A 3,016-nucleotide genomic window follows, 5' to 3' on the forward strand; every position below is an offset into this window, starting at 1 on the left:
CGGCGGTCCGTGAGGGTGCGGTACGGGTGCCTCGTCTGGCTCGGGTGATGCCGGCCGAGGAGGCGGGGCGGTCGTGGGATCCGGAGGGGACGGTGCTGGTCACCGGTGGTACCGGTGGTCTGGGTGGTCATCTGGCTCGGCATCTGGTGGCCGAGCGGGGTGTGCGGCGTCTGTTGCTGACCAGTCGCCGGGGGCTGGAGGCTCCGGGTGCGGTGGAGTTGCAGGCGGAGTTGATCGCGCACGGGGTCGAGGTCGAGATCGCCGCGTGTGATGTGGCCGACCGGGATCAGGTGGCGGCCCTGCTGGCCGGAATCGATGCCGATCATCCGCTGACCGCGGTCGTTCACACCGCCGGTGTGCTGGCCGACGGGACGATTCCGTCGCTGACGCCCGAGCGGCTGGACACCGTGCTGCGGCCCAAGGTCGATGCCGCCTGGCACCTGCACGAGCTCACCCAGGGCCTGGACCTGGCGGCGTTTGTTGTGTACTCGTCGGCCTCGGGTGTCATGGGCTCGGCTGGTCAGGGCAACTACGCGGCCGCGAACACGTTCTTGGACGCGCTGGCTCAGATGCGGCGGGCCGAGGGACTGCCCGCGCTGTCGCTGGCGTGGGGTGCCTGGAGCCAGGACAGCGGATTGACCGGCACGCTGAGCGACGCCGACATGCGGCGGATCGCCAGGATGGGTACGCCGCCGCTGTCGGTGGAGCAGGGCCTGGCGCTGTTCGAGGCCGCTGTCGCGCTTGAGCATGCGGTGCTGATTCCGCTCCGGTTGGAATTGGCGGTGCTGCGCTCCCATGGCGAGGTGCCGGCGTTGTTGCGGGGCCTGGTGCGGGGTGGGCGGCGGTCGGCGGCGTCGGGTTCGGTGGTGGCGGCGACGTTGCTGGGACGGCTGGCTCCGCTGGGGGCGGCCGAGCGTGCCGAGGTCCTGGTGGACCTGGTGCGTACCGAGGTGGCCTTGGTGCTGGGGCACGTCTCGCCGGAGACGGTGGAGGTGCGGCGGGAGTTCCGCGAGCTGGGCTTCGACTCCCTGACCGCGGTGGAGTTGCGGAACCGGCTCAATGCCGCGACCGGGTTGCGGTTGCCGGCCACGCTGGTGTTCGACTACCCGACGCCGACGCTGCTGGCGGAGTTCCTGCTGGCCGAGCTGCTCGGTGAGGACGCCGATGTGGTGGTTCCCGCGCCCGTCATGCCCCTGAGCGACGATCCGATCGTGATTGTGGGCATGGCGTGCCGTTATCCGGGCGGGGTCACGTCTCCGGAGGATCTGTGGCGGCTGGTCACCGAGGGCGGGGATGGGATCTCGCCGTTCCCGACGACGCGCGGCTGGGATCTGGGGGCGTTGTACAGCCCGGATCGGGAGCGCCGGGGGACCAGTTATGTGCGTGAGGGTGGTTTCCTGCACGAGGCCGGGGAGTTCGATCCGGGGTTCTTCGGGATCTCGCCGCGTGAGGCGCTGGCGATGGACCCGCAGCAGCGGCAGCTGCTGGAGACGTCATGGGAGGCGATCGAGCAGGCCGGGATCGACCCGGTCTCCCTGCGTGGCAGTCGTACCGGCGTGTTCGCCGGCATCTTCTACCACGACTACGGGATGAGCGCCGAGTTCCCGCCGGAGGCGATGGGCTTCGTCGGCACCGGTACGGCGGGCAGTGTCGCGACCGGCCGGATTTCGTACGCGCTGGGGTTGGAGGGTCCGGCGGTGACGGTGGACACCGCCTGCTCCTCCTCGCTGGTGGCGATGCACCTGGCTGCGCAGGCGCTGCGCTCTGGGGAGTGCTCGCTGGCGGTGGCCGGTGGCGTGACGGTGATGGCCACACCGGGTGCGTTCATCGATTTCAGCGCCCAGGGCGGGTTGGCCGGCGACGGCCGGTGCAAGTCCTTCGCTGACGCGGCCGACGGGGTGAGCTGGTCGGAGGGTGTGGGCGTGCTGGTGCTGGAGCGGCTGTCGGACGCGCGCCGCAACGGCCATCAGGTGCTGGCGGTGGTGCGGGGTTCGGCGGTGAACCAGGACGGTGCGTCCAACGGGTTGACCGCGCCGAACGGTCCTTCCCAGCGGCGGGTGATCCGCCAGGCGCTGGCCAGTGCCGGGCTGACTTCCACTGAGGTGGACGCGGTCGAGGGCCACGGCACCGGTACCACGCTGGGTGACCCGATCGAGGCGCAGGCGTTGCTGGCGACCTACGGCCAGGACCGGGACGAGGACCGTCCGCTGCTGCTGGGTTCGATCAAGTCGAACCTCGGCCACACCCAGGCCGCCGCCGGCGTGGCGGGTGTGATCAAGATGGTCATGGCGATGCGTCAGGGGGTGCTGCCCAGGACGTTGCATGTGGACGCGCCGTCGTCGCATGTGGACTGGGCCTCGGGTGCGGTGGAACTGCTGACCGAGGCCAGGGAGTGGCCGGAGGCCGGTCGTCCGCGTCGGGCGGGTGTGTCGTCGTTCGGGATCAGCGGCACCAACGCGCATGTGATCTTGGAGCAGGGGCCGGAGGCTGCTGAGGCGGAGTCGCGTGGTGAGGACCGGGCGCCGGCCGCGGGTGTGGTGCCGTGGGTGGTGTCGGGCAAGACCGAGGAGGCGTTGCGGGCGCAGGCTCGTCGTCTGGGCGCGCACCTCGACGTGCACGGCGATCTCGACCCGGTGGATGTGGGCTCCTCGCTGGTGGTGTCGCGGTCGGTGTTCGAGCATCGGGCCGTGGTCATCGGAGATGGCCATGAGGAGCTGCTGGCGGGTCTGGCCGTGGTGGCTTCCGGTGAGTCGGCGACGCGCGTGGTTTCGGGTGTGGCCGATGTCGTTGGTAGGTCGGTGTGGGTGTTCCCGGGTCAGGGGGCGCAGTGGTTGGGGATGGGTGCTGCGCTTTTGGAGGAGTCGGCGGTGTTCGCCGGGCGGATGGCGGAGTGTGCGGCGGCGTTGGAGCCGTTCGTGGACTGGTCGTTGCTGGATGTGGTGCGGGGTGTGGAGGGTGCTCCGGGGCTGGATCGGGTGGATGTGGTGCAGCCGGTGTCGTTCGCGGTGATGGTGTC

At 70.6% G+C, this 3,016-nt stretch carries 1 protein-coding gene; it reads left to right on the forward strand.

Annotated features, from left to right (window positions below; genetic code table 11):
• Positions 1-26 precede the first annotated feature (26 nt).
• Positions 27-3,016 (forward strand): type I polyketide synthase (locus ACWD3H_RS47495; protein WP_451959777.1); only part of this gene is annotated, 2,990 nt, incomplete at its 3' end.

The organism is Streptosporangium sp. NPDC002607, assembly GCF_053592655.1.